The organism is Flavobacterium sp. 2 (assembly GCF_049949195.1).
Classification (GTDB): Bacteria; Bacteroidota; Bacteroidia; order Flavobacteriales; family Flavobacteriaceae; genus Flavobacterium.
This window is the reverse complement of sequence record NZ_CP188206.1, coordinates 4,321,414-4,345,666: the sequence shown is the minus strand read 5'-3', so window position 1 is coordinate 4,345,666 and position 24,253 is coordinate 4,321,414. Positions and strand designations below refer to the sequence as shown.

The window sequence follows — 24,253 nt, the reverse complement described above, 5'->3', positions numbered from 1 at the left end:
CAGATTAAGCAGATTTAATTTGTAATGAAAAAAATCTTTTTTAATCTTTTATCCCGATAGCTATCGGGAGTGGCTAAAAAAAACCTAACAGGCTTTAAAAACCTGTTAGGATAACCAACCAAAGTTTAAGTCTCACGGTAAATTGACAAAAAAAACCGCAATACACTTATCGTTTACTTTGTTTTTTCAGCATCATTGAAATAATTGTAAAAAAACAACAGTTGAAATTTTAGGGAATTCTCCCAATATTTTAAATTATGTTCGCCTGGGCGTTCGATATAATCGTGATTTATTTTTAGGGCCAACATTTTTGCATGAAGTTCTCTGTTTACAGTCATGAAAAAATCATCAACGCCACAATCAATAATCAGTTTTAATTTATTGTCTTTTACTAAATCCAGCATATTTGTAACCGTATTTTGATTCCAGTTTTCAGGAAAATCAGCAATTGTTCCTAATCGTTTTTTGATATCCCAATTTTCAGGAAACGGACGAATATCCACTCCTCCGCTCATACTTCCCGCAGCTCCAAATACATCCTGATGTTTGAAAGATAAATACAATGCGCCATGTCCGCCCATGCTCAAACCTGAAATGGCTCTTGCTTTACGGTCTGCAATGGTTTTGTATTGTTTGTCAATAAAAGGAACCAATTCTTTTACAACATAAGTTTCATATTTAAAACTCGGATCTATCGGACTGTCAAAATACCAACTTCCATAATTTCCGTCGGCGCAAACTACTATAAAACCATATTGATCGACTTGTTTTCCGAGTTCTTTAAAATCTTTTGCCCAAGAACGATAATTTCCGCTGTAGCCGTGAAGCAGATAAACAACCGGAAATGCTTTCTTGCTTTTTTTATAATTATCCGGAACTACGACACAAGTTTTTATATTCTTTTGCATCGAAGCGCTAAAAACTTGTAAAGTATCAACCTTTGCCGCTCTTGCTGTAAAAATTAGAAATGCGAACAAAAAGGTGTAAATTGTTTTTTTCATAACTGCTGTTTTTATAAAATACTATTTTTGAAAAGCACTAGTAAAGTACAAAAAAATTATTTCAGACAATCCTTTAAAATAGTCACGGGATGCATCGCTTTTCTGTTAGTTCCGTCAAAAATCTGATGACGACAACTGGTTCCTGCTGCGGCAATTTCTGTTGATGGCTCTGTTGTCCTGATTTTCGGGAACAACGTATCTTCTCCCATCTGCATGCTTATTTCGTAATGTTCTTTTTCATATCCAAATGAACCCGCCATTCCGCAACAGCCCGAATTGTAAATCGTAACCGTATTATTTTTTGGAACATTCAGCATTGCAAAAGACGCTTCAACTGTACTTAACGACTTTTGATGACAATGCCCATGAATTTTGATATTTTTCTCTTTTTCAGAAAATTGTCCCGCATGAATTTTTCCGTTTGTAATTTCTCTTTTGAAAAATTCTTCAACCGTGAAGGTATTTTTGGCTAATTTTTCAGCACTTTCTTTATCACCGGCTAATCGCAAATATTCATCTCTAAAAGTTAATATTGCAGAAGGTTCAATTCCGATTAAAGGTGTGTTTTCAGAAATTATATTTTTAAAAATATTGACATTTTTATTCGCGATTTCCTGCGCTTCTTCCAGAAAACCTTTTGAAATAAAAGCTCTTCCGCTTTCTTCGTGATCAATTACAATTACGTTGTAATCTAATTTGGTTAATAATTCGTAAGCATCAATTCCGACTGAAACATCATAATAATTGGTAAATTCATCGCAAAAAAGATAAATGCTGCCGTTTTCAAAAGAGTTCGTAGCGTAACGTTTTTTGTTCTTTTCATACCATTTTCTAAAAGTCTTTGGAGCCAGTAAAGGCACTTGTCTTTCAGGCGCAATTCCCATACGTTTTTTAACGAATGAAAGATTTGAAACCCAATTGGTAACAGATGGCGCAATACTTCCAAATTCATTTAGTTTAGAATTGAAAGCAAATATTTTATTTCGGAAAGAAAATCCGTTTGCTTTTTGATATTGGTATAAAAATTCTGCTTTTAAAGTTGCCACATCTACATTGCTCGGACATTCGCTTGCACAGGCTTTACAGCTTACACACAACTCAAAAACCTTGTATAATTCTTCGTGATCGAATTTATTTTCTTTTTCTGAATTCGTCAGATATTCTCTTAAAGCGTTAGCACGTGCACGCGTAGTATCTTTTTCATTTCTTGTGGCACGGTAACTTGGACATAAAGTTCCGCCTGCCGAAGGCAATTTACGGCAATCGCCAGAACCATTGCATTTTTCAGCAGCACGCAAAACTCCTAAACTATCAGAGAAATCCTGAATCGTTTTTATTTCAGGTTCTACCCTTCCCGCTTCAAAACGAAGGTTTTCATCCATTTTAGAAGCATTTACGATTTTCCCAACATTCAAAATCGTGTTAGGATCAAATGCTTTTTTAATTCGTTTTAGCAGTTCGTAGTTTTTATCGCCAATCATAAACGGCAGAAACTCACCACGTAAAATTCCATCGCCATGTTCACCACTTAACGAACCTCTGTATCTTTTCACCAAATGCGCTACTTCAGTAGATAAATTTCTAAACTGATGCAAGCCTTCTTTTGTTTTTAAATTTATCTTCGGACGCAAATGCAGCTCTCCCGCTCCGGCATGGGCGTAGTAAATCGCGCTTTGTCCATGTCTTTCCATCATTGCCGCAAAATCAGCAATATAATTAGGAAGATCACTTAATTCAACTGCTGTATCTTCAATAGAATCAGCTGCTTTGTCGTCTCCAACAATACTTCCTAAAAGTCCGAGTCCTGCTTTTCTTACCTCATTTACTTTATCAATATCTTCTCCGTAAATTTTTGGCAATGCATATCCAAAGTTATTATCCTGAAGTTCTTTAATTAATGCATCGGCCTGTAGTTCTGCATCTTCCATACTAATATGTGATCCTACTTCAAGCATAATAACTGCTTTTGGTTCGCCCACAATAAAAAATCTGTTTTTGGCTTGTTCTCTGTTGGTTTTGGTACAATCTAAAATTGTATCATCCATCATTTCGCAAGTGTACAAATGATGTTTCATTGCGGTAACGACTGCTTCTAAACTTTCATGAATAGTATGAAAATGCGCCACAACCATAATATTATTGGTTGGCGGCAAATCGTCTACTTTTAAAGTTATCTCTGTCGTAAATGCCAACGTTCCTTCACTTCCACAAAGCAATTTTCCTAAATTGATGGTATTTTCTGTACCCGAAAAAAGTTTTGATTTCAGTAAAACATCAATCGCATAACCCGTGTTTCTTCTGTGAATTTCTGGTTTTGGAAATTCTTTTAGGATTTCTTCCTGATTTTCTTCGTTTGAAAGTTCTTCGTAAATTGTTTTGTAGATTTTACTTTCTAAAGAATCTCCTTTTGTTTTCTCAATAAATGCTGCAGAAGTTAAATCTTTAAAAACCGCAATACTTCCGTCACTTAAAACTGCTTTTATTTCGACTATTTTATCTCTAGTAACGCCATAGCGAATTGAAGTTGTTCCCGATGAATTATTCCCGACCATTCCGCCAATCATACATCTGTTGGTAGTTGATGTAGTTGGTGCAAAAAACAATCCGTGCGGTTTTAAATATAAATTCAATTCATCGCGAATTACTCCGGGTTGTACTGTAATGGTTTTCTTTTCGGCATCAAAAGAAACAATTTTGGTAAAATGTTTAGAAACATCTACAATAATTCCGTTACCAACAGTTTGTCCCGCCAGAGAAGTACCTGCCGTTCTTGGTGTTATTGAAATATTATTTTCTGACGCAAAGCGAATAATTTTTACAATATCTTCTTCAGTTTTAGGAATAGCAACGGCTTCCGGCATAATTCTATAAGCAGAAGCATCTGTGGCATACAGTTTTTTATGAAGATCATCATAAAAAAGAGTTCCTTCTAAAGAATCTGATAGTTGTTGTAATTGAATTAAATCAGGCATTATTGGGTTGTATTGCTTTTGGAAGTTAATTTGAAAGTCGATATTGGCTGTATAATTTTAAACCTGACGGAATTTAAAATCCCGCCAGGTTCTTTCATACAAGCATACTAATTAATAATCAAAACGTTTGAAAGCCTCGATAGCTTCGTATTCTGCTAATCCTAATTTATCGTAAAGAATCGCAGTGTTTTTATTTCGGTCTTCGGCTCTAACCCAGAATTCTCTTGAATCATTTCCTTGGAACATAACTCTGTCTTTTTGAGATTGATGGTATAAAATCGCATGACGTTTCAATAATACTTCTGATGGAGAAAGCGGAACTGCCATGTCAATTTCGTGGATATCCCATTCGTGCCAAGCTCCTCTGTATAACCATAACCAACAATCATCCATGTACTTTTCTGGCTTCAATTCTTTCATCGCTGCAAAAATCGCATTCAGACACACTTCATGTGTTCCGTGTGGATCTGCCAAATCTCCAGCTGCAAAAACCTGATGCGGTTTTATTCTTGCGATGATTTCTTTTACAATAGCAATATCTTCTGGTCCTAACGGATTCTTTTTTACCTGTCCTGTTTCATAAAACGGAAGATCTAAAAAGTGTGTGTTTTCATCTTTTAGTCCAATGTATCTTGTTGCTGCGTAAGATTCTCTTCTTCTGATTAATCCTTTTAATTTTCTAACTTCTAGAGAATCAATCTGATTTTCTGATTTGTTGTTCAAAAACTCGATAACCGATTTGAAGTTGATGTCTTCTGGAAGATTTTCTCCGGCAAAATCGTTGCAAACTTCAGCAAACTTCAATGCTTCATCGTCGGTAACTGCTATATTCCCAGAAGTCTGATAAACAACATGCACATCATGTCCTTGTTTGATCAATTTTGAAAAAGTTCCTCCCATAGAAATTACGTCATCATCTGGATGTGGACTGAAAAGAATCACTCTTTTCTTGGCTGGATTGGCTCTTTCCGGACGATGTGAATCATCTGTATTAGGCTTTCCGCCAGGCCATCCTGTAATGGTGTGTTGCAGAACGTTGAACATATTGATGTTCAAATCATAAGCAGAACCTTCCTGTGCCAAAAGATCAGACATTCCGTTATTATTGTAATCTCTATCGGTAAGTTTTAAAATGGATTGTTTCGTTTTTTTACAAAGCCAAACGATAGCTTTACTTTTTAATTCTTCTGTCCAGATGCATTCTCCAACAAGCCAAGGCGTTTTAAAACGCGTTAATTCTGAAGCTGCAGATTGATCCAATACAAAAGTTGCATTTGGATGATTTTGTAGAAATGTAGCAGGAACTTCAGAACTGATATCTCCCTGAATTGTTCTCTTAATGATAGAAGCTTTATTTTGACCCCAAGCCATTAATACGATTCGTTTTGATTTCATAATGGTTGAAACTCCCATTGTGATCGCACGTTTTGGAACATTGTCAATTCCGTTGAAATCAGAAGAAGCATCAACTCTGGTAATATGATCTAAAGTAATGATTCGTGTTCCTGAATTGATATGCGAACCTGGCTCGTTGAAACCAACGTGCCCCGTACGACCAATTCCTAATAATTGAAAATCAAGTCCGCCGGCATTTTTGATTTTCAATTCGTAATCGATGCAATATTGATTCAATTCATCAATTGCAACTGTACCGTCAGGAATATTAACATTTTCAGGCTTAATATCAATGTGATTAAAAAGATGCTGATGCATGAAGTAATGGTAACTTTGGCGATTTTCTTTATTCATTGGATAATATTCATCCAAGTTGAAAGTAATTACATTGCTAAAGCTTAATCCTTCTTCTCTGTGCATTCTCACTAATTCCTCATAAACCTTTATAGGAGAAGAACCTGTTGCAAGACCTAATACACAGGATTCATTTGTAGCTTGTTTTAAACGTATTAATTCAGCTATTTCTTGAGCGACATTTTTTGAAGCTGTAGCAGAACTTTCAAAGATTACATTATGATTTTTCTCAAATCGGGTTTCTTCAAATTTTCCTGGTATGTCGTAAGCCAAAGAAGTAGTGGTTTTCATAATATATCTATATAGTTAAAATTTAGTTTTAACAAATATATAGAACAAAAACAGAACAATTACATTATTTTGCGTTATTTAACAAAATAAAATTAAAAACATGCAAAAACATGCAAAAATTGAGATATGAAAATGAAAATTACAGTATAAGTACTCCGGATTTCCTATATTCTTCCAATCTGCTATCATTCGGATCAAGATCAGTAACTATAGTATCCAATTGAGTAAGATCACAAACACCGTGTGCCATTTTAGTATTTAATTTATCCGAAGAAAACATTGAAACTACCTTATCAGAAGCTTCTATCATTGCTTTTTTGACAATTGAAATCTCATAACCAATTTCCGTCAAGCCTTGTTTTATATTAATACTACTTGCGCCGATGAAACAAATATCGGCTTTAATTTTGGATACAACCTGAATCACATCCATACCAATAGTTACCATTGCGTTTTTTTGCATTTTTCCACCAATAAATATTAAATCTATATTTGGATGCTGTGATAATTGCATGGCAATTGGAAGACTATAAGTATAAATAGTAGCTTTTAAATTGGCTGGAATTAACTTTGCAAAAACCAAATTTGTGCTTCCTCCACTCATTATAATAACCTGGTCATCACGAAGTAAAGACAATGCTTTTGTCACAATTTTAGTTTTTTCTTCCTCTTCTGCAATATATATATCAAATACATTAGCAGATTTTTCTGATACCTGAACTGCTCCACCATATACTTTCACTAACAGCTTTTTACTGTCAAGTTCGTTCAAATCGCGACGAATAGTATCTTCAGACAAATCTAAAGCCAAAGCCAAATCTGTTGTGACAACTTTTTGGTCCTCAATTAGCTTTGTCATTATGTATTTATGTCTTTCGGCTTTCAGCATATTTTTGAAAAGTTAAAATTCAGGACAAATATATCAAATATTTCAATTTATATCCGAAAACTCCTTACAATCTGCAACAGTACGCAAATTTTAAATTCCAAGTCTTAATTACGAATAATTTAAATATGAATTTTTGCATGTTTTTGCGTTATTTTAGTTAATTTTTGAAAAAAAAGATTAAATAATGCATTTGTATGCAATAAATAAATATATTTGCTCAACAACCATTAAAAAAAACCAGATAATCATGAAAAAATTACTTCTTATTTCATTATTGGTTTTGTTTATTCAAACAGCATTTGGACAAGCAAAAACAATCACTGGAACTGTAAAAAGCAAAACGGACGGAGTTCCAATTCCTGGAGTCACTGTCGTTATTCAAGGAACATCTAATGGCACCACCACCGATTTTGATGGAAACTACACCATCTCAATCGCGCCAGGAAGAACTTTGAGCTTTAGCTACATGGGGTTTGAAACCCAATTAATTAAAATTGAGAATCAGCAAAAATTAAATGTCACTCTTTCAGAAACGACTTCAAAATTAGATGAAGTAGTTGTCGTTGGTTTTGCTTCTCAGAAAAAAACAAATCTAACAGGTGCTGTAGCAAATATCGATGTTGCAAAAACAATCGGAAGCAGACCTTTAACTGATGTCAGCAAAGCATTACAGGGAACTACACCTGGTGTAAATGTTAGTTTTAACTCAGGAAATATTAATCGTGCTGCCAATATCAATATTCGTGGTGCTGGTACTATTAATGGTTCAGACGCTCCTTTAATATTAGTTGATGGAGTTCCGACAGATTTGTCTCTTATCAATCCAAATGATATTGCAACGATGTCTGTTCTTAAAGACGCCGCTTCTGCTTCTATCTACGGAGCTCGTGCAGCTTTTGGTGTGGTACTTATTACAACTAAAGGAGGAAAAACTGGAGAAGGAAAAGTAAGATTCTCATATAGTGGAAACACCGCTTTTGTTAACCCAATTTCTACATTAAAATTCTTAGATCCAACTGATGAGATTCCGGGATTAATTGCAGCGGGAACACGTACAGATGGTTCTACTCCAGAAATTTTTGGTCAAAACTATAGCACTTTACTTGCAGGAATTAAAAACTGGAAAGAAAAATACGCAAATAATCGTACTAGTCATGAGATGGTTTATGGAGAAGACTGGGAAATTAAAAATGGTACACCATACTTCTACAGAGTTTGGGACGCAAACAAAGAATTATATGCAAAAGATGCACTTCAAACAACACACAATTTATCTGCACAAGGTAATTTAGGTGATAAGAGTTCTTTCTTTGCTTCATTTGCAATTAGCAACCAAGAAGGTATGTTAAGAGTAAACCAGGAACAAAAACAACGTATCAATATTAACTTAGGATTTACCACAAAATTAGCTGAATGGCTTACTGGTGACTTCAAAGTAATGTCAATCAACAGTTCTTATGAGCAGCCTTTTAACTACTATGGTGGTTCTGGTACTGATGATACTGGTTATGGAGGTTATTTTGGATATGCACTTCGTTGGGGTCAGTATTTCCCAAATTTTGGAACATACAGAGGATATAATTTCCGTACTGCAGGAGGATATTTATCAAATGCATCAAGAAATGAAAACACTAACCGCAATACTAGATTAAGCGCAAAATTTACGGCTGACATTACTAAAGCATTCAATGTAATTGCTGAAGTAAGCAACGTAACGAACTATTCGAACAGAAAACAAAATGGTGGAAAATTCCAGGCTTGGGATAGCTGGTCTGCTATGCCATATGATGCGACAACAATTCAAACAGCAGTACCTGCAACACTTGAAACTGGAAATGATTTCGTTGGACAATCAAAATCAGAATCTGCTACAAATGTTATAAATGTTTATGCGAATTACAAAAAGCAATTGGACAAGCATAACTTCAAATTCTTAGGAGGTTTCAACTCTGAGTGGCAAGAATATTCTCGTAATTATGCAAGAAGAAATACTCTTTTAGATAAATCAAAACCAGAATTTAACCTTGCAGTAGGTGAACAATTTGTTTCAGGATCTGCAAATAGCTCTTTAAATCCAGCAGAAACAACGTATTCAATTGCAGGTTTCTTTGGACGTATCAATTACGATTATAACGGAATTTATTTAGTAGAATTAAATGCTCGTTATGATGGTTCTTCAAAATTCCCAACAGACCAACAATGGGGCTTCTTCCCTTCTGCTTCTGTAGGATACAAAATTGTGAATGAGAAATTTATGGAAGGTACTCGTTCTTGGTTAAATGACCTTAAATTACGTGCTTCTATTGGATCAATCGGAAATCAAAACGTAGGAAACAATGCTTTCTTATCTTTATTAAACTCTACAAATCCTTCTTGGGTAAATAGTGGTTCTACACTTCCTCCTTCTATGAGTTTGCCAACTAACGTTGACCCAGCTTTAACATGGGAAAAAGTATATACAAAAGATGTAGGTATTGATATTAAAATATTTGACATGCTTGGTGCTTCGTTTGACTGGTATCAGCGTGACACAAAAGGAATGTTAGCTCCAGGTATAACACTTCCAGGATCTTTTGGTCAGTCGGCTGCACAGACAAACTCAGGAAACATGAGAACAAGAGGGTGGGAACTTTCTTTGAACTTTAACAAACAATTAGGCGAAAATGCTTCAGTATTTGTTGATGTTGCTTTATCAGATTATCAATCAGTTGTAACAAAATGGAACAACAGTTCTAAATTATTATCTACTTATTATGATGGTTATGAAATTGGACAAATTTGGGGACTTACAAGTGACAGACTTCTTCAGGCTGATGACGTAATCACTAATAACGGTAAAACGGTTAATGGTGTTGATTATTCTAAAACAATGCTTGGTAATTTTAAATACGGCGCTGGTGATGTTCATTATATCGATGCAAATGGAGATGGTTCTATATCACGTGGAGCAGGAACTGCAGATGATCATGGAGATTTAAGCAAAATTGGTAATTCAACTCCTCGTTACAAATACGGAATTACATTAGGTGGTACATATCGTGGATTTGATGTTTCAGCTTTCTTCCAAGGAGTTGGTAAACGTGATTACTGGGCTGCTTCTGATGCTGTTTTACCTTTTTATCGTGCACCACAACAGATGTATGCAAACCAAGCTGATTACTGGACACCAGAAAACACAGATGCTTATTTTCCTAATCCTTATTACGGTAGTGAATCAACTGCATTTGGAGGAAGCACAAATGGTATGAATAACTTTGTAACACAAACAAGATATTTATTAGATATGTCATACTTCCGTCTTAAAAACTTTAGCCTTGGATATTCTTTACCAGCAAATATTGTGAAAAAAGCCGGGTTAGATAAAGTAAGACTTTATACTTCAGGTGAAAACATCGTAACATGGAAAGATAAACGTCTTCCTGTTGACCCTGAAATTGATGAAACTGAAGTTTTCTGGGGAAGAGCTTATCCATATACTAAAACATGGTCTTTTGGTGTTGAGCTTTCTTTCTAATCCTAATCTTACAAAACTTTTAAAATGAAAAAATCAAATATAAAATCAAGATTTCTGCTTTTGTTTGCTGTTGCTGCAACATCAATGACTGCAGTGAGCTGTACAGATTATCTTCAAGATGATCCTGCAGATAAATTTACCAATGATAACTTCTGGCAATCAGAAGATAACGTAAGAACATTTTCATGGCTAAACTATGATACTTTTTACGGTTATGGAAACGGAACCACAATTGGACTTTCTTTTTTCTACTACCACGGAAGTGATTACAGAGTAGATGACAACTTATCGGCTTTTACTTTTTATCAAATGCCAATTACTGCAGCTACAACTAATACTTATTCTTGGAACGAATATTATACATTGATTCGCCGTTGCAATTTGATGCTTGAAAAACTGCCTACTGTAAATATGTCTCCAGATAAAAAGAACCATTACACTGGTGTGGCTAAATTTTTCAGAGCTTATACTTACTATCGTTTAGTTCAAAAATTTGGTGACGTTCCGTATACTGATAAATATTTAGCACAAGGTGATGCAGAGGTTTATGCTCCGGCAAAACCAAGAGCAGAAATCATGGACAAAGTAATTGCAGAATTACAAGAAGCTGCTGATTTAATGCTTCCTGCTGATGATAAAAATGTTACAGCTAATAAATACACAGCTTATGCTGCTTTAAGCAACGCTTGTCTTTATGAAGGAACTTACAGAAAATACCATTTAGGTCAGGACGGAAGCTCTTATCTAAACAAAGCAAAAGCGGCTTCTTTGGTTATTATGAATAATCCAGCTTACAAATTAAATGCGGATTGGAAAGGTCTTTACAACTCAGTTGAATTACTTGGAAATACTGAAGTTATTCTTGCAAAACGTTATTTAACAAACGTATTGATGCACTCATTACAAAACTATACGAATACTTCAACAATTCAGTACGGTTTAACAAAATGGGCTGCAGACAGTTATGTAACTACAAACGGATTACCAATTCAGCAAGCTGGAAACAGCCAATATCTTGGTGATAATACAGTTACAAATACTTTTACTAACAGAGATCCTCGTTTTGGAAAAACTGTAAATCCTGCTAACTATGGTTATAAAGGAAAACCTTTTGGAACAACAGCTTTAGTTTCAATGTCTGGATATGTGTTTGAATTGTACAACAATCCTGCAACAACAGGTCCAGATGTTACAACTGGAGGACGTAATTACACTGATGCTCCGTTATTTACATTAAGTGAAGTATATTTAAATTATGCTGAAGCTTGTGCTGAATTAGGAACTGCAACAAATAACGATCTTGATATCTCTATAAACAAAGTACGTACTCGTGCAGGAATTGCTCCTTTAACTACTAATGGAACTAATGCTTCAGCTGGAGGTGTAGCGATCAATGATCCAAGAAGAACTTCTGCTTTAGAGCAAATTTCAGGTGTTGTTAATCCGTTGATTTGGGAAGTACGTCGTGAGCGTCAAATCGAATTTATGAGCTGGACAACATTAAGACAAGCTGATATTTACCGTTGGAAAAAAGGTGATTATTTAGATACTTCAAAAAATCCAGATGTAAATCTTGGTGCAAGAATTGGAACTCCTGTTGGATCACAAACTGTTGTAGATGCTAATGGTTATGTGAAAATATATCCGGCAAGTACAAGAAATTTTGAGGCTAAGCATTACTTAATGAACATTCCAACGAATGACATTGATTTATACAAAGCTCAGGGAGTTACATTGAAACAAAACCCAGGCTGGTAATTCAGAATTCATAAATAAACTATTTGCCCCTTTATAATAAAACTGCCTCTGAATTGAGTTATTTCAGAGGCAGTATTTTAAAAATACTCTTTTTTAAAACACATGGTGATAGATAAAAAAGAGACCAAATAAAATTTTAACCTGAATATTCAGGCTATACAATATTAGTTTTTAGATTTCCCCCAATCTACCTAAAACATTCACATACAACCAAATAATATCTTAATTTTATTTAGTCAATATTTTTGTCTTAACTATTAACTCTATTTAAAATGATAAAATTTATAGCAAAAAGCGCTTTTGTTGCGGCATTTCTATTTTCTATTCCGACTTATTCCTCAGCAATTCAAACTAATAATTCAGAAGAAATCAATGTTGCTGTTATCAAGACCGGAGCTGATAATTACGAAAAATATCTTCCTCTTTTAAAAGATAAAAAAGTTGGAATTGTGACTAATCAAACCGGAATTTTATCCAACAAAACTCATGTAGTTGATTTTCTTTTGGAGAAAAAAATTGCTGTACAAACCATTTTTGCTCCTGAACACGGATTTAGAGGAACTGCTGATGCTGGCGAACACATTGTTGACGGAAAAGATCCTAAAACCGGCTTGTCAATCATTTCACTTTACGGTGATAACAAAAAGCCAAAACCAGCGCAATTAGCCGGAATCGATGTCATGATTTTTGATTTGCAGGATGTAGGCGCGCGTTTCTATACTTATATTTCTTCGTTGCATTATGTAATGGAAGCTTGCGCAGAAAACAACATTCCGCTTATTGTTTTTGACCGACCAAATCCAAATGGTTCTATTGTTGACGGACCGCTTTTAGAAAAAGAATTTACAAGTTTTGTGGGCATGCACCCTATTCCATTATTACACGGAATGACAATTGGTGAATATGCACAAATGGTAAACGGCGAAAAATGGCTGAAAGATGGTGCTCAATGCAAATTGACCGTTATTCCTTGTTTGGATTATAAAAGAACAATGCCGTACAGTTTATTAGTTAAACCTTCGCCAAATTTACCTAATGATCAATCCATCAATCTTTATGCTAGTTTATGTCTTTTTGAAGGAACAAATGTAAGCGTGGGACGCGGCACGGAGACACAATTTCAAATTTACGGTTCTCCCTATTTAAGCAAAACGAATTTCACTTTTACACCTAAACCTAATTTTGGTGCAAAAGATCCTTTATACAATGGGAAAGAATGTTTTGGTGAAGACCTGACTTCTTACCCAAAATTAAAACAGCTTGAGCTAAAATGGCTCATTAAAGCGTATCAAAATACAAGTGACAAAACGAAATTCTTCAATGCTTTTTTCACCAAACTGGCTGGAACAAAAAAATTACAGCAACAAATTGAAAGTGGCGTTTCTGAAGCTCAAATAAGACAAAGCTGGAAAAAAGACTTGGAAACTTTCAAAAAAATGCGAATAAAATATCTCATTTATAAATAATATTTCTAATTCAGTTCCTTTAACCTTAATTTTTTAAACACTAGAAACATAGACTTTATAGACTTACAAAAAAGCGTTTCATAAGCATAAACACACACACATATATTGCTATGCATAAATGTATTTCTCTTTGGTTTTCTTTTTAAAGATTGGTTACCTTTTTATACAAAAATCAAAATCTGTGTTTCTATGTTTTAAAATTAAATTCCATTCTAGATAAAAATATCAAACTATTAATGTAAAGTAGTGAAACCTGAAATTCGAATAGTTGTGGTTTCAAAAATCAAAAAAAAAGAAAAATGAAAAATAAAAATCCTGAAACTGAACAAGAATCTTTGTACAAAGACTTGGATCAAATGAGCGTGAAAGAACTTCTTACAAACATTAATACAGAAGACAAAAAAGTTCCGCATATTATTGAAGAGCAAATTCCTAAAATAGAAAAACTAGTTAAAGCCATTGTAAAAAAAATGCAATTGGGCGGAAGACTATTTTATATTGGAGCAGGAACTTCAGGACGAATCGGAATTTTAGATGCATCAGAATGTCCACCTACTTTTGGCGTTCCGCATGATATGATTATCGGAATTATTGCCGGTGGAGATACTGCTATCAGAAAAGCGGTTGAAAATGCTGAAGATGACACGGAACAAGCCTGGAAAGATTTGGCCAAATATGAAATCTCAAGTTTAGATTTTATTATCGGAATTGCGGCTTCTGGAAATACGCCTTATGTTTTAGGAGCTTTGAAAAAAGCAAAAGAACACAATGTCAAAACAGGAAGTATTTCCTGCATTAGCAACGGACTTATTGCTCAGGAAGCAGATTATCCAATTGAATTGATTGTTGGACCAGAATTTTTAACCGGAAGTACCCGAATGAAATCAGGAACAGCGCAAAAACTGACGCTAAATATGATCTCAACTTCGGTGATGATTAAATTAGGAAAAGTAAAAGGCAACAAAATGGTTGATATGCAGCTTTCTAACGAAAAACTGGTAAAACGCGCTATTAAAATGATTATAGAAGAACTTGGAATTGAATATGATTTAGCCGAAGAATTACTTCATAAGCACAAAAGCGTAAGAGCGGTTTTACAGGCTCAAAAATAAAATCAGCTAAACCAAAACTATTTAAAATCTTTTATAGTTTTATAAAAGAATCAAAAACCAAAAATAAAATGACACCAAGTACCATTCTTATCCTTATTATAGTTTATTTCGGAACATTATTTTATATCTCACACCGAGTGAGTAAAAAAGACAGCGGAAACGATGCTTTTTTTACAGCCAATAAAAATTCGAAATGGTATTTAGTAGCCTTCGGAATGATTGGAACTGCGCTTTCTGGAGTTACTTTTATATCGGTTCCGGGCGAAGTTGGTGCTGTAAGTGGTGAACAATTCAAATATTTTCAGTTTGTTTTAGGTAATGCACTAGGTTTTATTGTTATTACAAAATTATTATTGCCATTGTATTACAGAATGAATCTGACCTCGATTTATGGCTATATTGAGCACAGAATGGGCGTTTTCAGTTATAAAACAGCAGCTTCTATTTTCTTAATCAGTAGAACCATTAGCTCGGCGTTCCGACTTTATTTGGTGGTGATTGTTTTGCAGCGTTTTGTTTTTGATTTCTATCATATTCCCTTTGCATTCACGGTTTTAATTTCGTTATTGCTTATTTTCTCTTATACTTACAGAGGCGGTTTAAAAACCATTATCATTACAGATACTTTACAGACTTTCTTTTTAGTAACTTCAGTTTTCCTTACTATTTACTTTATCTGCGACCGAATGGATTTGAGTGCCATCAGCGCTTTTGAAGAAGTAAAAAACAGTAATTATTCGAAGATCTTTTTCTTTGATGATTTTATGGGAAGTAAATTCCATTTCATCAAACAAATTTTAGGCGGAATGTTTGTTACAATTGCGATGACAGGTCTGGATCAGGATTTAATGCAAAAAAACCTGAGTTGTAAAAACATCGGCGAAGCACAAAAAAACATGTTCACTTTTACAGGAATATTTGTTGTAATCAATATTTTCTTTTTGAGCGTTGGCGCACTGTTATACATTTATGCGAATAAAAACGGAATCGCAATTCCAACTGATTTAGTCACAGGAAAACCAAGAACCGATTTATTATTTCCTGAAATTGCCTTAAATCATTTAGCGCTAATTCCTGCCATCGTATTCTTATTGGGAATTATTGCTGCCACTTTTGCTACTACAGATTCGGCTTTAACAGCTTTAACAACTTCTTTCTGTGTGGACTTTTTAGGAATGAACAAAGCAGAAAACAATCATAAGAAAAACACAGTACGAGTGAGACATTTGGTTCATATTAGTTTTTCGATTTTAATCTTTTTTATCATTTTGATTTTTAATTCGATAAATGACAGTTCTGTTGTTGGAATGATTTTTAAAGTAGCGTCTTATACTTATGGTCCATTATTAGGATTATACGCTTTTGGTTTGTTCCAAAAAACAAGAAATGTCAACGACAAACTGGTTCCGATTATTTGTTTGCTTTCTCCATTTTTCACGTATTTAATCAATGAAAATTCGAAAGCATTATTTGGAGGATATGTTTTTGACAATGAATTAATCGTTCTAAACGGACTAATTACCTATTTAGGATTATACTTTACAAGTTCACGAAGTACTACCAGAATAAGTTTCTAAACAGCATAAGAATTACCAGAATAATCAATTGAAAACTAAATTTTAGATTCAATTGTTTCAAAAAAAATTACATGAAAAATTCAATCTTAAAAATAAGTCTATACGCCGCTTTTATTTTTTTAATTACCAATTGTGCTTCCAAAAAAAACACAAATACAGTTGATGTAAAAAAAGACATTTCTTTAAAAGATACTGTTGTGTATGATCAAAAAAAAGAAAGCGAGAAAAAGACTTTTTTCAAAGATTCTGACAAAGAAACGGCTTGGGTTGATAGCATTTATACTAAAATGTCGGTTCAGGAAAAAATCGGGCAATTGTTTATGGTTTCGGCTTATTCTAACAAAGATTCGGTTCACGTTAATCAAATCAATAAATTAGTTACCGATTATAAAGTTGGAGGTGTTATCTTTTTTCAGGGCGGACCAGTTCGTCAGGCAAAATTGACCAATTTATATCAGTCAAAAGCAAAAGTTCCTTTGTTTGTTGGAATCGATGCCGAATGGGGATTAGCAATGCGTTTAGACTCTACCTATCGTTATCCTTGGAACATGACTTTGGGCGCGATTCAGGATTTGAGTTTAATTGAAAAAGTGGGAAGAAATATGGCGGCCGAAAATAAACGAATTGGCGTTCATTTTAATTTTGCCCCAGTTTTAGATATTAATACAAATCCTAAAAATCCAATTATCGGAAATCGTTCTTTTGGAGAAGATAAAGTGAATGTAAGTGAAAAAGCAATTGCTTTAATGAAAGGAATTCAAGGCAACGGCGTTTTCTGTACCGGAAAACATTTCCCAGGACACGGCGACACTTCTACCGATTCGCATCATGCCTTGCCTACCGTTAATTTTTCTAAAGAACGTCTTGATTTAGTGGAGTTGTATCCATACAAAAAAATGTTCAACGAAGGTTTGGTTTCTGTTATGGTCGCACATCTTAATATTCCGAGTTTAGAATCACAGCCAAATTGTCCTTCTTCGGCTTCTTATAACGTCGTTACAAATCTGCTTCAAAAAGAATTAGGTTTCGATGGATTAATTTTTACAGATGGTTTAGGTATGAAAGGTGCTGCCAATTTTAAAGGTCCAGGAGATCTGGAAATAGCAGTGATTTTAGCTGGAAATGATATTTTGCTTTGTCCTGATAATGTTCCAGTTGCTTTTCAAAAACTGGAAACCGCTTACAATGAAAAAGTAATTACAGAAGAGCGATTGGCGCATTCTGTAAAAAAGATTTTGCATTACAAATACAAAGCAGGATTAAATAAATACAAGCCAATCGATATGGCTAATATTTATAAAGATCTAAATCCTTCTGGTAATGATGCTTTACATTATAAATTGTATGAAAATGCAATTACAGTTTTAAAGAATGATAAAGAAATCCTTCCGATTAAAGATTTAAGCGAAAAAATTGCTTACATAAAACTTGGTGAAGACACGAACAGCACTTTTGTTTCTACATTAAAAAAATATACGGAAATCACAGAAGTTAAAGACACCAATCTTGACAGTCTGAATAAGGAATTGAAAAAATTTGACAAGGTTATTATTAGTTTTCACAAAGTAAACAAACCTTGGGAAAAACAAGAATTTACCTTAACGGAATTGCTTTGGCTGAAAGAAGTCGCAAAACACAATAAAGTAATTCTGGATGTTTTTGCAAAACCATATTCGCTTCTTTCAATTGATAATTTTGAAGATATTGAAGGATTAGTGGTTTCGTACCAAAACTCAGATATCAGTCAGGTAGTTTCGGCAGAATTGCTTTTTGGAGCGATTGATGCCAAAGGAAAACTTCCTGTTTCGATTAATAATGCTTTCCATGTCAACGATGGTTTAACTACCGAAAAACTAAATCGTCTTGCTTTTACAGCTCCGGAAAATGTAGATATGAATCCTGCGATTTTATCTAAAATAGATGCTGTGGCACAAAAAGCAATTGATGGTAAAATGGCGCCAGGAATGCAGGTTTTGGTCGCAAGAAAAGGAAATGTAATTTTTCAGAAATCATACGGAGCGCAGACTTATGATAACGGAAAAAAAGTAACCAATTCTGATTTATATGATGTCGCTTCGATTTCAAAAATGATTTCGACACTGCCAAATGTGATGCAATTGTATGATAAAAGCAAAGTAACGCTAGACACCAAACTAAAAGATATGCTGCCATTGTTTGCCAAAACAAACAAAGAAAATATCATTTTCAAAGATTTGCTAAATCATTACGCAGGACTTCAGGCTTGGATTCCGTTTTACAAAGCAACTTTAGACAATAACAATCAACCTTCTGATAAATACTATCGAAAAATAGCCGAAACTGGTTTTACAACAAAAGTTGCCGACAATCTTTATATCCGAAATGATTATCACGATACGATTATGAAAATCATTGCTCAAAGTCCGGTATCGTTAAAAAAAGAATACAAATACAGCGACTTTACTTTTATCATTTTGAAAGAATATTTAGAAAGAAAAACGCATAAAAAACTGGAAGATTTAAGCAAAGAAAACTTCTACAGCACATTAGGAATGACAAATACGCTTTACAATCCCTTAGATAAATTTGATAAAAGCAATATTGCTCCAACCGAAATTGATAATTATTTCAGACATCAGGCAATTCAAGGTTATGTGCACGATATGGCGGCTGCGATGGAAGGCGGAATAGCAGGTCACGCCGGAATTTTTTCAAACAGTATGGACGTTGCCAAAATGATGCAGCTGTTTCTACAAAAAGGAAATTATGGAGGTATTCAATATTTTTCTCCACAAACTTTTGATGCTTTCAATACTTGTTATTATAAAAATCAAGGCGTTCTGAGAGGTTTAGGATTTGACAAAAGAGTACACAAAGGCGGACCAACTTGCAACTGCGTTTCTGAATCAAGTTTTGGACATACTGGTTTTACAGGAAATATGGCTTGGGCAGATCCTGAAACCGAAATTGTGTATGTTTTCCTTTCAAACAGAACATACCCAGAAGTAATAAACGATGAAAATAAATTAGCCAAAGGAAATATCCGAGAAGACATTCAAAAAATAATCCAAGAAGCAATAATAAAGTAACCAAAGATCTTGCATCTTGCTTATTGCATCTTTCTTCTATAAAAAAAACTAACCACAAAAAAACAAAAAACCAATGACCAAAAAACGTTTAACCTCATTAGATGTATTTAGAGGATTTACCATCTTCTTAATGACAATTGTCAATAATCCCGGAAGCTGGTCTTCAATTTACCCGCCTTTAGAACACGCCGAATGGAATGGCTGTACTCCTACCGATTTAGTTTTTCCATTTTTTGTTTTCATAATGGGAACTGCAATTCCGTTTGCAATGCCCGTAAAACATTTTGACGGAAGTGTTTTTAATAAAATCTTAGTCCGTTCGCTTCGAATTTTTTGTTTGGGATTATTTTTAAGCGTCTTCAGCAGAATCCATTTATTTGGTTTAGAAGGAATTCCGTTATTAGGAGTACGATTGGTAATCGCTTTTGCAGTTGCTTATGCTCTTTTAGGAAATTTTTCAATGAAAGTCAAAACGTATCTTGCAGTTGGAATCTTTTTGATCTTGATTGCATTATCATTTAGCGGTCTTGAACATTTTGAAGATACCAGAATTCCAGGCGTTTTACAGCGAATTGCAATTGTGTATTTCTTTACTTCGATTTTATATTTAAAGACCAATTTAAAAACACAGCTTTTAGTTTTAGCCACACTTTTAATTGGCTATTGGCTATTGATGGCTTTTGTACCCGTTCCAGGATTTGGCCCTGCCAATTTTGAAAAAGGGACTAATCTAGCGGCTTGGATTGACGATACACTTTTAAACGGACATTTATGGGCCTCTTCTAAAACTTGGGATCCAGAAGGAATCTTAAGCACATTACCAGCAATTGGAACTGGAATTTTAGGAATGTATATTGGTCAGCTTTTAAACTTATCAATCGAAAAAATTGAAATTGTCAAAAAAACAGCCATCACAGGAATTGTTTTATTAATTGGAGGTTTACTTTGGAATATCATTTTCCCAATCAACAAATCACTTTGGACATGTTCTTACGTTTTATATACTGCCGGAATAGCTATTATTTTGTTGACGCTTTTATATTTTATAATTGATGTAAAAGGCTATAATAAATGGACCAAACTATTTTTAATTTGGGGTGTAAATCCAATGATTGTATTTTTCTTTTCTGGAATAATTCCGAGGGTTTTAAGCGCTATAAAAGTTGCTGATCCAGAAATAGCTGGAGAAGAAATCAGCTTTCAAACTTCAATATACAAACACGGAATTGCTACTTGGTTTGAAAACCCATTAAACGCTTCTTTAGCATATGCTTTATTATACGCGACTTTCTGGTGTTTTATTTTATGGATTTTCTATAAAAAGAAATTGATTTTTAAAGTGTAATTCTATTTTAATTAGAATAAAATTTTATTCGCATCATTGCTATTTTTAAGTCAATGATGCAAATATTTTTTTTTATAGTAATAATCTAAGCTTCAAGATTAAGAACTTCAATTTCGCTTAGATCTTCAGAAAACTGCACAAAGCTTGCAGGAAATCCAGCCTTTATTTTTCCGATTTTATCTTCCATTCCAATTGCTGAAGCCACTCTCGTATTTGCCATTTTTATTGCTTCATCTGCTGAAACATTCAAATGATTATACGCATTTTGCACTGCTTCTTTCATAGAAATTGTAGCGCCTGCTAAATTTCCATCTTCATTTCTGTAAAAACCATTTTCTAAATGCGCATCAAAATTATCCCATTTAAAATTGGCTACTTTTCGTCCTAAAAATGTTGCGTCACTTATTAAAAAGAATTTTTCCTGTTTTAATTTATACGCCACTTTTGCCGCTGCATAATCGCAATGTGCTCCATCCAAAATAATAGGCGCATACACTTTTTCGTTTTCAAAAACTGCTCCAACCAAACCCGGTTCACGATGCCCGAATTGTGTCATTGCATTAAATAAATGTGTTACCAGATTTATTCCTTTCGAAAAATAAAATTGCGCTTCTTTATGGGTTATTGTAGAATGACCAACCGAAATGATAATACCGCTATCTAACAACATTTTCAGTTGTTCTTCTGTAAAACATTCGGGCGCAATTGTAATTACTTTTATAATATCTTTTCCATGTTTGATAATTTCTTCAAGTTCTTCGTTTGTTGGTTTTCGAACCTGATCAATACTGTGCGCACCACGTTTTAACGGATTTAAAAACGGACCTTCCAAATGCATTCCCAAAACTCCGTTATTGTATTTTGCTTTATAATCACGTACCGCATCAATTCCTTTTAGAATTGTTTCTTTTGAAGACGAAATTAAACATGGCAAAACATGTGTTGTTCCAAATTTCAAACTGGAATCATAAATATCCTGAATGGTTTCTTCATTAGGCGTTTGGCTAAAATAATATTGCTCTCCGCCGTTAATCTGAATGTCAATAAAACCTGCTGCAATATGATTTCCTTTAAGATCAATTTGTTTTATATCGTTTGGAATTTCCTTTTGTACTGAAATGATTTTTCCATTTTCAATAACAATAACACCATTTTCAATTATTTCTTCACCTGTATGTACTACAGCATTTACAATCGCTTGTTTCATGATTTTTGTTCGCTCTTTTTCTTTCAAATTTAAAGAGTAAGATCGGATAAATTATCCACATTCACGCTATATTTTAGTCGATTTTTTAGAAATATAAAGCATTTTTTTGCCCGCTAAAAAGACAATATAAAATCTGGAATTTGCACAAAAAAAACGGAATAGCAGTTTCGCTATTCCGTTTTTACAATTTAACCTTGGGTAACAATAAATAAAAATTAATTAAAACTATTTTTAAAATTACAAATGCCACTTTGGAGCCAATTCAGATAATCATCTATATCTGGATTATATGCCGAAGTTTCATTTAGCGCTTCGCCTTCATTATTTACCAATACGTAAAAAGGCTGAGCATTTGTTTTGTATTTAATGGTTTGGAATTCACTCCATTTTTGTCCAATATATTTTATTTTTCTACCTGTCAATTTTGAAACAACTTGCTCGTTTTGAGGTAATTCTCTTTTATCATCAACATATAAAGAAATTAAGACAAGATCATCTTTCAAAACCTTAAGGACTTTTTTGTCAGACCAAACATTGTCTTCCATTTTTCGGCAATTTACACAGGCATGTCCAGTAAAATCAATCATAACTGGTTTTTGCATTTTTTTGGCGTATGCCATTCCTAAATCATAATCGGTAAAAGCAATAATATTGTGTGGACCAAATTCAGCTCCGGCTGGCAATTTTGATGGCAATTCATCGGAATTAGTTCCTAAGCCATTTGGAATTTCGCTGTAATTCAAAGGCGGCGGAAAACCGCTGATTAATTTCAAAGGCGCACCCCAAATACCTGGAATCAAATAAATTGTAAACGATAAAACGACAATTCCGAGACTTAATCTCCCAACGCTGATATGCGATAACGGACTGTCATGTGGCAATTGTATTTTCCCTAATAAATACAAACTCAGCACTGCAAAAATTGCGATCCAAATCGCTAAAAAAGTTTCCCTTTCCAGCCAATGCAATTGTAGCACTAAATCGGCATTAGATAAAAATTTAAAGGCTAAAGCCAATTCTAAAAACCCTAAAAATACTTTTACCGAATTTAGCCATCCACCCGATTTTGGCAATGAATTCAACCAACCCGGAAAAGCCGCAAATAAGGTAAACGGCAAAGCCAAAGCCAGAGAAAAACCAAACATTCCCATGAAAGGTGCAATTCCGCCTCTTGAAGCCGCTTCGACCAATAATGTTCCAACAATTGGGCCGGTGCATGAAAACGAAACAATTGCTAAAGCCAAAGCCATAAACAATATTCCGATAATTCCGCCTCTGTCTGCCTGACTATCTACTTTATTGGCTAATGAATTGGGCAGCATAATTTCAAAAGCGCCCAAAAATGACATGGCAAAAACAATCAAAAGCACGAAGAAAATCAGGTTAAACCAAACATTTGTCGAAAGCGCATTCAGCGAATCGGCACCAAAAGCCCAAGTTACAACGGCTCCGAGAAAAATATAAATCGTAATAATAAAAATACCGTAAAAAATAGCTTTTCTAATTCCCTGCGATTTACTTTTACTTTGTTTGGTAAAAAAACTTACCGTCATAGGAATCATCGGGAAAACGCAAGGCGTGAGCAAAGCGGCAAAACCAGAGAAAAATGACAATATAAAAATCGTCCATAAACTATCTAATTCGGCTTTATTCAGCTTTTTGTGAACAACTGATTTTGTTGGTAAAACTGTCTTTTTCTGAACCGGAATTTCGGCTTTAACTTCTGTCGATGATGAGTCTGTTTTTATTTCTTCAACAACTTCAACAGGAGCAATTTCTTTTGCAATTGTGGCATTGGCACTAATCGTTGCGTTTACGTCAAATTCAAGTTCATCATAACTCGGCGGAAGGCAATTTTCATCATTGCAAACCATATATTCCACCTCTGTTTTGATTTTAAAAGACTTTTTTCCAATGTTTTTTATACGTTGTCTAAATATAGTTTCTTTTTCAAAAAACTTAATTGACATTTTAAAAACAGGATCATTTATGGTTTTTCCTTTCTCTTCTCTTACATTTCCAATTAATTGAAAATCTGGGCTTTTAGTAAAAACAAAATGAGTCGGAATTGGGCCTCCATCAGAAACTTCCTGGCTGTATAAATGCCAACCTGTATCTAAAGTTGCTTTTGCCTGCAATTCATATTCAGTATCTGAAATCTTTTCGACACTGGTTTTCCACTTAATGGGAGTATAAATTTGAGCCTTTACCATTATTGTAAACAACGACAGCAAACTCACTAAAAATATGTTCTTGTTCATGGGTAAAATTTTAGAAAAGAGGGCTGAATAGCAAAAAACAACC

The 24,253-nt window shown here is 34.2% G+C and carries 13 protein-coding genes; 7 read left to right on the top strand and 6 right to left on the bottom strand.

The features are described from left to right. Positions 1 to 173: 173 nt before the first annotated feature. From ACNFIH_RS18995 to ACNFIH_RS18980, 4 genes are all read right to left on the bottom strand, one after another. A complete protein-coding gene (locus ACNFIH_RS18995; RefSeq protein WP_426484333.1) occupies positions 174 to 1,001 on the bottom strand; it encodes an alpha/beta hydrolase in 828 nt (275 codons plus the stop codon). Positions 1,002 to 1,057: 56 nt separating this feature from the next. Next, positions 1,058 to 3,973: an FAD-binding and (Fe-S)-binding domain-containing protein gene (locus ACNFIH_RS18990; RefSeq protein ID WP_426484332.1), complete on the bottom strand. Its 2,916-nt coding sequence runs from the start codon at positions 3,971 to 3,973 to the stop codon at positions 1,058 to 1,060. A 111-nt stretch (positions 3,974 to 4,084) separates the two neighbouring features. Further along, entirely contained in the window at positions 4,085 to 6,013 is a 1,929-nt protein-coding gene (nagB, locus tag ACNFIH_RS18985) for a glucosamine-6-phosphate deaminase (protein WP_426484331.1), read from the bottom strand. A 139-nt stretch (positions 6,014 to 6,152) separates the two neighbouring features. Further along, complete coding sequence (locus ACNFIH_RS18980; protein ID WP_426484330.1) at positions 6,153 to 6,902, bottom strand: DeoR/GlpR family DNA-binding transcription regulator; 750 nt, start codon at positions 6,900 to 6,902, stop codon at positions 6,153 to 6,155. A 247-nt stretch (positions 6,903 to 7,149) separates the two neighbouring features. Between ACNFIH_RS18980 and ACNFIH_RS18975 the strand changes: the two genes are divergently transcribed. The 7 genes from ACNFIH_RS18975 to ACNFIH_RS18945 all read left to right on the top strand — a co-directional run bounded on the left by ACNFIH_RS18975 (position 7,150) and on the right by ACNFIH_RS18945 (position 20,742). After that, the gene (locus ACNFIH_RS18975; protein WP_426484329.1) at positions 7,150 to 10,416 is read left to right on the top strand and encodes a SusC/RagA family TonB-linked outer membrane protein; all 3,267 of its coding nucleotides are present in this window, start codon (positions 7,150 to 7,152) and stop codon (positions 10,414 to 10,416) included. A 24-nt stretch (positions 10,417 to 10,440) separates the two neighbouring features. Beyond that, a complete protein-coding gene (locus tag ACNFIH_RS18970; RefSeq protein WP_426484328.1) occupies positions 10,441 to 12,174 on the top strand; it encodes a RagB/SusD family nutrient uptake outer membrane protein in 1,734 nt (577 codons plus the stop codon). Between the two features lie 272 nt (positions 12,175 to 12,446). Next, positions 12,447 to 13,640, top strand: a complete 1,194-nt coding sequence (locus tag ACNFIH_RS18965) for an exo-beta-N-acetylmuramidase NamZ family protein (protein WP_426484327.1) — start codon at positions 12,447 to 12,449, stop codon at positions 13,638 to 13,640. 299 nt (positions 13,641 to 13,939) lie between these two features. Further along, on the top strand, positions 13,940 to 14,752 hold the full coding sequence (gene murQ, locus ACNFIH_RS18960) for an N-acetylmuramic acid 6-phosphate etherase (RefSeq protein WP_035647460.1): 813 nt from the start codon (positions 13,940 to 13,942) through the stop codon (positions 14,750 to 14,752). A 68-nt stretch (positions 14,753 to 14,820) separates the two neighbouring features. Further along, on the top strand, positions 14,821 to 16,329 hold the full coding sequence (locus ACNFIH_RS18955) for a sodium:solute symporter (protein ID WP_426484326.1): 1,509 nt from the start codon (positions 14,821 to 14,823) through the stop codon (positions 16,327 to 16,329). Positions 16,330 to 16,400: 71 nt separating this feature from the next. Next, positions 16,401 to 19,397, top strand: coding sequence for a glycoside hydrolase family 3 N-terminal domain-containing protein (locus ACNFIH_RS18950; protein WP_426484325.1), 2,997 nt, complete (start codon positions 16,401 to 16,403; stop codon positions 19,395 to 19,397). Positions 19,398 to 19,470: 73 nt separating this feature from the next. Beyond that, a complete protein-coding gene (locus tag ACNFIH_RS18945; RefSeq protein WP_426484324.1) occupies positions 19,471 to 20,742 on the top strand; it encodes an acyltransferase family protein in 1,272 nt (423 codons plus the stop codon). 85 nt (positions 20,743 to 20,827) lie between these two features. Here ACNFIH_RS18945 and nagA read toward each other — a convergent pair whose 3' ends face one another. Further along, a complete protein-coding gene (gene nagA / locus ACNFIH_RS18940; RefSeq protein ID WP_426484323.1) occupies positions 20,828 to 21,949 on the bottom strand; it encodes an N-acetylglucosamine-6-phosphate deacetylase in 1,122 nt (373 codons plus the stop codon). Positions 21,950 to 22,164: 215 nt separating this feature from the next. Further along, positions 22,165 to 24,210, bottom strand: a complete 2,046-nt coding sequence (locus ACNFIH_RS18935) for a cytochrome c biogenesis protein CcdA (protein ID WP_426484322.1) — start codon at positions 24,208 to 24,210, stop codon at positions 22,165 to 22,167. Between the last annotated feature and the right edge of the window lie 43 nt (positions 24,211 to 24,253).

Coding starts and splice junctions, on each gene's coding strand:
- ACNFIH_RS18965 (WP_426484327.1), top strand. CDS start 12,447: ATGATAAAATTTATAGCAAAAAGCGCTTTTGTTGCGGCATTTCTATTT.
- nagB (WP_426484331.1), bottom strand. CDS start 6,013: ATGAAAACCACTACTTCTTTGGCTTACGACATACCAGGAAAATTTGAA.
- ACNFIH_RS18990 (WP_426484332.1), bottom strand. CDS start 3,973: ATGCCTGATTTAATTCAATTACAACAACTATCAGATTCTTTAGAAGGA.
- ACNFIH_RS18935 (WP_426484322.1), bottom strand. CDS start 24,210: ATGAACAAGAACATATTTTTAGTGAGTTTGCTGTCGTTGTTTACAATA.
- nagA (WP_426484323.1), bottom strand. CDS start 21,949: ATGAAACAAGCGATTGTAAATGCTGTAGTACATACAGGTGAAGAAATA.
- ACNFIH_RS18950 (WP_426484325.1), top strand. CDS start 16,401: ATGAAAAATTCAATCTTAAAAATAAGTCTATACGCCGCTTTTATTTTT.
- ACNFIH_RS18995 (WP_426484333.1), bottom strand. CDS start 1,001: ATGAAAAAAACAATTTACACCTTTTTGTTCGCATTTCTAATTTTTACA.
- ACNFIH_RS18980 (WP_426484330.1), bottom strand. CDS start 6,902: ATGCTGAAAGCCGAAAGACATAAATACATAATGACAAAGCTAATTGAG.
- ACNFIH_RS18945 (WP_426484324.1), top strand. CDS start 19,471: ATGACCAAAAAACGTTTAACCTCATTAGATGTATTTAGAGGATTTACC.
- murQ (WP_035647460.1), top strand. CDS start 13,940: ATGAAAAATAAAAATCCTGAAACTGAACAAGAATCTTTGTACAAAGAC.
- ACNFIH_RS18975 (WP_426484329.1), top strand. CDS start 7,150: ATGAAAAAATTACTTCTTATTTCATTATTGGTTTTGTTTATTCAAACA.
- ACNFIH_RS18970 (WP_426484328.1), top strand. CDS start 10,441: ATGAAAAAATCAAATATAAAATCAAGATTTCTGCTTTTGTTTGCTGTT.
- ACNFIH_RS18955 (WP_426484326.1), top strand. CDS start 14,821: ATGACACCAAGTACCATTCTTATCCTTATTATAGTTTATTTCGGAACA.